Raw genomic sequence first — 6000 nt, forward strand, 5'->3', positions numbered from 1 at the left:
ATAAGTTTGGCGATCCACGTGCGGAATTTCGGTTACCCTCACGCGGCCAGCAGCATAGCCAGAACCGCGGTGTCGGGATCGCTGATCGGGTCCAGTCCGACCCGGCTGACCAGCGAGGTCACGGTTCCGTCCGACTCCGCCTCGACCCACGCGGCACGGTGTTCCAGCCCCAGGTGGGGCACGCCGGGCAGCAAGACGCACCCGGAGGCCGCACCCGCGCATTCGGGCAGCGTCGGGCGGGTTTCGGACGGCGGATGCAGCATCAGCAACGCCGGTGGCACATGGTCGGCGAAACGGCCGGGTTCCACGGCCTCGTCGCCGAGCACGGGCCCTTCGGCCAGCACCAAGCCGACCGTGCCCGGGGCGGGGTCGTCGGGCAGGTCCTCACGGACTCCGAACACCGTCGAGGTGGTCAGCAGCCCGGGTAACGTGGCCACACGCACCGCTAGGACCAGCACCTGCGCCCACTCCTTGGTGGTGTCCGGCCAGCGGCCGGAGATCAAGAAGCCACGCAGCGACCCGCGCGAATGGAACGGCGTGATGCCGATCGGTTCGTTCGTGCGCATTCCTGCCTCCCGTTGTCGAACCCGGGGGCGACCTTGCCCGTCCCTTTGGTGTGGATTTCCCGAATATGAACCACGAGTCACCTGGCACACAAGTACCAAAGAGTGCCAATCGGGCGGCCGGGGGCGTGGAGGAGGGCAATCCGGCTGCGCACTCGACGGATCCCGCCCCACCTCAGGGACTCCGGATACGCGCGGGGCGGGTGGCGTTCTCGGCAACATGTCCGCGTCACCGGAGAACAGAACGGGCCCGCGAATCCGGCCGCGCGTGGCGGACGGATTCGCGGACCCGGTTCCGGCGTGCCGAACAGGCTCAGCCGAAGATGAGGCCCTTGGCCTGCGAAGTCGCCTTGGCGAAGCGCTCCTGCACGTCGGCCCAGTTGACGACGTTCCAGAACGCGGTGACATAGTCCGCCTTGACGTTCTTGTACTGCAGGTAGAAAGCGTGCTCCCACATGTCGACCTGCAGCAGCGGGATGATGCCCAACGGGACGTTGGCCTGCTGGTCGTAGAGCTGGAAGGTCAGCAGCTTCTGGCCGAGGGTGTCGAAGCCGAGCACCGCCCAGCCGGAACCCTGCAGGCCGTTGGCCGCGGCGGTGAACTGCGCGCGGAACTTGTCGAACGAACCGAACTGGTCGTCGATGGCCGCGGCCAGTTCGCCGACCGGCTTGTCGCCGCCGTTGGGGGAGAGGTTCTTCCACCAGATGGAGTGGTTGACGTGCCCACCCAGGTGGAACGCGAGGTTCTTCTCGTGCAGGAAGATGGCGCTGTGATCGCCCGACTCGCGAGCGGCTTCCAGCTTCTCCAGTGCGGTGTTCGCGCCCGCGACGTAAGCGGCGTGGTGCTTGGAATGATGAAGCTCGTTGATCTGCCCGGAGATGTGGGGCTCCAGGGCGCTGTAGTCGTAATCCAGATCTGGCAGCGTGTACTCGGCCACGTTGTCCCTTCCTATGTCGGGCTGGTTGTGCCCCGTTCCGGACACAGCCAACCATCATTCGTACACCCGGTCGATTCCAACTCGGGCCCGCGCCCGCGCATTCCGGTGACGCCGCTCACATCTAGCGGGTCGCGCACCGTCACATCACGCACATCGGCCCCACTGGAAACGCACGCGTAGCATCGAACCATGTCGTGGTACGACGAACTAGTGGGGCGTCTGAGCCTCCCCGAACCCGCCATGGTCGCTCCCGAGCAAGCCCTGCCCGGCCGGGCGGAACCGCTCGACGTGCCGGATACCCACTACGTCAACGGTCACCCGATCCGCCCGCCGTTTCCCGAGGGGCTCCAGCTCGCGGTCGTCGCGATGGGCTGCTTCTGGGGCGCGGAGAAAGGCTTCTGGGAACTCGACGGCGTCTACTCCACGGCAGTCGGTTATGTCGGCGGGTACACGCCGAATCCCACCTACGAAGAGGTATGCAGCGGACGGACGGGCCACGCGGAAGCGGTGCTCGTCGTGTTCGATCCCGCGGTGATCGGCTACGCGGGCATCCTCAAACACTTCTGGGAGAACCACGATCCCACCCAAGGCATGCGGCAGGGCAACGACCGCGGCACCCAATATCGTTCGGCCGTCTTCACCTTCGGCGCCGAGCAGGCCGACATCGTCGGCTCGACGGCCGAGTCCTACGGTAAGCGGCTGGCCGCGGCGGGATACGGGCAGATCACCACGGAGATCACGCCGCTGCCCGGGCTGGCGGCCTTTTACTATGCCGAGGGCTATCACCAGCAGTACCTGGCCAAGAATCCCGGGGGATACTGCCCCGTCCACGCCACCGGAGTGAGTTGCCCGGTTGGCACGGGCGCCTGAGCGCCGAGGTGCGACGAACCGCACCCGAATGTGCGGTTCACTCGCGACGGTTCGGCGATCAGAGCGGCGGCGCGATTCCCGGACGACTGGCTCGCGGGTCGCCCGCATCGTGCGCCCGCCACCACCGCGCGCCGCCCGCGACGAAGTCGGCCAGCGGGATCTGCTTGCCCCGCGCGTCGTACACGGTGATGCCGTCGAACCACACTCGGACGTCCAATTCGCGCGGATCGATGCCCTCCTCCTGGGAGAACTCCAGAACGTGTGCGGATTCGCGATCACCGATGCGGGTGTCGAAGCTGAGCAACTCGCTCCACAGCGCCCAACTGCTGTCGTCGAGATCGATGAACTCCCAACCGTGCAGCCGCCCGCCGCCGAAACTACGGATCGCCTCGTCCAGGCCTTCCAGTCGCAGCGGCAGCACCCTGGGTTCCAGGTCGTCCCAATGCTGCGTCCGCAGTGACGCGGCGACCCGGCTCACGCCGGTGAACGTCACCTGCACCCGATAGTCCTCCGCCGCCGTTCCGCGTTCGGGAAGAGTCAGCACTTCGAGGTCGAGTCGCAGTTCTGCGGCGGCCTCGTCGATCGCGAGGCCGAGGCACGTGGCCTCGGACAACGCGATATTGAGCCCTGCGATGTCCATTCCGTGGCGTAGCCCCCTGCTCACGTTCATGCGCCCAGGCTACCGATCGTCTTTGCCGGATCGCGGGATTTCGGCGGCGTTCTGGATTCGATGGAACCGAATGCGCCTCGGCGCCGTCCAAGTAGATATCGGACCCTCTTCGGCCGCGGGTTCCGATGTCGGCGACGAATGGCCGCTCCGGGATTGGTATGGAGGGGAGTCCCGGATCGGCCATTCGCATCGCTCGACCGTTAGGGGCTGATCCGTACTTCGATCAGGTAAAGCGCGCCGAGAACGGACCAAGAGTTCGCAACGACAGCAGGTCGATAGCTGATCAGTTGCTAGAAAGCCGGTTCAATCCGGCGAAACGCCTTCGACACCTGCGCCTTGTGGATCGAGCTGTGGATTATGTGGATAACTTCGCCCGAGTTATGCACAACCAGCATCGGGCGGGTGCGCGGTCGAGTTCCGGAGGGGAGAACATACCCGAAGTCGTGGCTCCCTGTCGAGGTCGCTCCCCTGGCATGGAACTGCACGGCGGTCCGCCACGCATGGCAGGATCGAATCTGTGACGAGCCCCCACGTTCCGTCGGTCACGGTGGAGGACGTGCCTGCCGAATTCGACAGCAGCGCGCCCGCGTCGGCCGACACGCCGCGATCGATCCTCCTCGACGTCCGTGAGGACGACGAGTGGCGGCTCGGACACGCCCCGGGCGCGATCCACATCCCGATGGTCGACGTTCCCGCCCGGATCGACGAGCTGGAGTACGACGCGGATCTCTACATCATCTGCAGGCAGGGCGGTCGGTCGCTTCAGGTGGTCGAATATCTCACGCACATCGGCTATGAGGCCATCCAGGTCAACGGGGGCATGGTGGCATGGCAGCACGCCGGCCGCCCGCTGGTCGCGGAGGGCGACCACGAGGCGAAGATCTACTGACGAAAGAACGAGGTGCGCGGGTGAGTACGGTGGTGCAACCTTGTGCGCGCTGCGGTGCGCGCTGGGCCGTGCAAGGGGCGCCGATGCACTGGTGCCCGCGCTGCCGCGGCGTACTCCTCTCGCCGGGGCCGATCGACGCGCCCGCCGACCGTCGCAACTACCGCTGGGTGGCGCGCAAGCCCGACCAGCGAGGTCGGCGAGCGCAGTCGTCCGTCCGACCGGCCCCGCCGAGCCGCACGCCTCGGTACACGCAGATCCCGCGCTGGGGCCTGATCGACCCGCCACCGCACGCGGGCGGCGCGGCGCGTCGCCCGTTCGGCAAGTTGACCCACTCGGTGATCAGACTGCTCGTCGCGACCGCCGTCGTCTTCGGACTCGCGGCCGTCGCCGAACTGGCGCGCTACGGGGTGTTGCTGCGCAACCGGACGCGCCTGATCCACCCCGCCGTCCTCTTCGCCTCCGACGCGTTCGTGATCGGCGCCGGAGTGCTCGCGGTCGTGCTCGCGCTGCTGGCGGCCGCGGCCACGGTCGGAAGACTGATCGAGATCAGGCGCTCGGCCTACGCCGCCACGGGCAGGCGCGACCCGCGTTCGCCGCGAGCGCTCGCGTTCGGCTGCCTGATTCCGGTGGTCAACCTGTTGTGGCCGGGGGTCTTCCTGAGCGAAGTGGCCGCGTTGCAGGGTGATCCCAGGACGGGACGGGCGGTCCGGATCTGGTGGGCCGCGTGGGTCTTCGGCGGCCTCGTCACGGTGGCCGCGCTACTGTGGCGGACCGCGGATTCGTTGCAAGCCGAGGCGGACGGGGTGCTGTTCACCGCGTTCACCGACGCGGTCGCCGCCGTGGTCGCGTTGCTGACCCTCTGGGTGTTGCGCACGATCGAGGGGCATGACCTGCTCGGTCGCGGCCGGACCGCGCGCCGCTGGCTGATCGCGGTCGACCCCGCGGTGCCGGTGATCGAGCCGGTGCATCCCGGCGGACGTGCACAGGCGGGCGCCGACGCGCACGAGGACAACGGTGCTGAGGACCGTGAGCAGGAGGAGGTTATGGCCAAGTGAGCCAGGGCAGTCGCGCGCCGTTCGTCGTCGCGCATCGAGGCGCCTCGGCGGCGCGCCCCGAGCACACGCTCGCCGCCTACGAGTTGGCGCTCCAGGAGGGCGCCGACGGCGTCGAGTGCGATGTCCGGCTGACCAGGGACGGACATCTGGTGTGCGTGCACGACCGCACCGTCGACCGGACCTCCTCGGGCAGCGGTCTGGTCAGCGAGATGACGTTGGAGGAGCTGCGGGCACTGGATTTCGGCGCCGACGGCGATCCGGCCTCGGTGCTGACCCTCAGCGAGCTGATCAGCCTGGTGCTGGACTGGCGTAGCAGGCCGACCAAGCTGTTCATCGAGACCAAGCACCCGGTCCGCTACGGCGCGCTGGTGGAGAACAAGCTGCTCGCCGAGCTCCAGCGCTTCGGCATCGCCACCCCCGCCTCGGCGGATCATTCCCGCGCGGTCGTCATGTCGTTCGCGGCCACCGCCGTGTGGCGCATCCGCCGCGCCGCCCCGCTGCTGCCCACCGTCCTGCTCGGCGAATCGTCGCGCTACCTGGGCGGATCGGCGGCCACCACCGTCGGCGCCACAGCCGTCGGCCCCTCGGTGAAAACACTGCGCGAGCACCCCGACCTGGTCGACAAGGCCGCCGCCGCCGGCCGCGCCACCTACTGCTGGACCGTCGACGACCCCGACGACGTCCAACTGTGCGCCGACCTCGGCGTCAGCTGGATCGCCACGAACCACCCCGGCCGCACCAAGTCCCTGCTCCCCGCCGCCTGACCCGGTTCCGCCGGAAGGGGTTGTCGTGGCTTCCACAAATCCTCGATCGTCCGTCGCTGCGACGCACGCCTCGAGGAGAGCGGAATACGGTGCGGTGCGCCACGCCCACCCGGTGAAAGTAGTTTGCGCAATCGCGCCCTGACGCGACCACGCCACCTCAACCCCCGGTTTCGAGCGAAGCGAGACCGAGCATGCGCCGTTCGCGGCCCCGCGCGCGGGCGAGTGGGCGCCGCCTGCCCCCCCAAAAAGACC

Annotated in this window: 7 protein-coding genes; 4 read left to right on the forward strand and 3 right to left on the reverse strand. The window is 68.2% G+C overall.

Translation table 11 applies throughout. From position 1 onward, the window contains the following. Window positions 1-38 precede the first annotated feature (38 nt). Entirely contained in the window at window positions 39-566 is a 528-nt protein-coding gene (locus ACFV2O_RS02965) for a peptidase (protein ID WP_355073302.1), read from the reverse strand. Window positions 567-876: 310 nt separating this feature from the next. Beyond that, a complete protein-coding gene (locus ACFV2O_RS02970; protein ID WP_039794275.1) occupies window positions 877-1500 on the reverse strand; it encodes a superoxide dismutase in 624 nt (207 codons plus the stop codon). A gap of 189 nt (window positions 1501-1689) precedes the next feature. On the opposite strand from ACFV2O_RS02970, the gene msrA reads away from it, so the two are divergent. After that, window positions 1690-2370, forward strand: a complete 681-nt coding sequence (msrA, locus tag ACFV2O_RS02975) for a peptide-methionine (S)-S-oxide reductase MsrA (RefSeq protein ID WP_379249752.1) — start codon at window positions 1690-1692, stop codon at window positions 2368-2370. 58 nt (window positions 2371-2428) lie between these two features. On the opposite strand, the gene ACFV2O_RS02980 is transcribed toward msrA, so the two are convergent. Further along, window positions 2429-3040 carry a hypothetical protein gene (locus ACFV2O_RS02980; RefSeq protein WP_364434023.1) on the reverse strand — a complete coding sequence of 204 codons (612 nt, stop codon included), beginning with the start codon at window positions 3038-3040 and terminating at the stop codon, window positions 2429-2431. 517 nt (window positions 3041-3557) lie between these two features. Between ACFV2O_RS02980 and ACFV2O_RS02985 the strand changes: the two genes are divergently transcribed. Genes ACFV2O_RS02985 through ACFV2O_RS02995 form a run of 3 tightly spaced genes read left to right on the forward strand, consistent with a single transcriptional unit; the run spans window position 3558 to window position 5748 of the window. Next, complete coding sequence (locus ACFV2O_RS02985; RefSeq protein WP_379249755.1) at window positions 3558-3929, forward strand: rhodanese-like domain-containing protein; 372 nt, start codon at window positions 3558-3560, stop codon at window positions 3927-3929. A 20-nt stretch (window positions 3930-3949) separates the two neighbouring features. Beyond that, a complete protein-coding gene (locus ACFV2O_RS02990; RefSeq protein WP_379249757.1) occupies window positions 3950-4984 on the forward strand; it encodes a DUF4328 domain-containing protein in 1035 nt (344 codons plus the stop codon). After that, on the forward strand, window positions 4981-5748 hold the full coding sequence (locus ACFV2O_RS02995) for a glycerophosphodiester phosphodiesterase (RefSeq protein ID WP_355073296.1): 768 nt from the start codon (window positions 4981-4983) through the stop codon (window positions 5746-5748). The genes ACFV2O_RS02990 and ACFV2O_RS02995 overlap by 4 nt, the downstream gene beginning before the upstream one ends. Window positions 5749-6000 lie beyond the last annotated feature (252 nt).

Origin of the sequence: Nocardia sp. NPDC059691 (assembly GCF_042733915.1) — a bacterium.
Taxonomy (GTDB): Bacteria; Actinomycetota; Actinomycetes; order Mycobacteriales; family Mycobacteriaceae; genus Nocardia; species Nocardia sichangensis.

Bases quoted from the DNA above. Each gene is read 5' to 3' on its own strand.
- ACFV2O_RS02965 (WP_355073302.1), bottom strand. From the start codon at position 566: ATGCGCACGAACGAACCGATCGGCATCACGCCGTTCCATTCGCGCGGG.
- msrA (WP_379249752.1), top strand. From the start codon at position 1,690: ATGTCGTGGTACGACGAACTAGTGGGGCGTCTGAGCCTCCCCGAACCC.
- ACFV2O_RS02980 (WP_364434023.1), bottom strand. From the start codon at position 3,040: ATGAACGTGAGCAGGGGGCTACGCCACGGAATGGACATCGCAGGGCTC.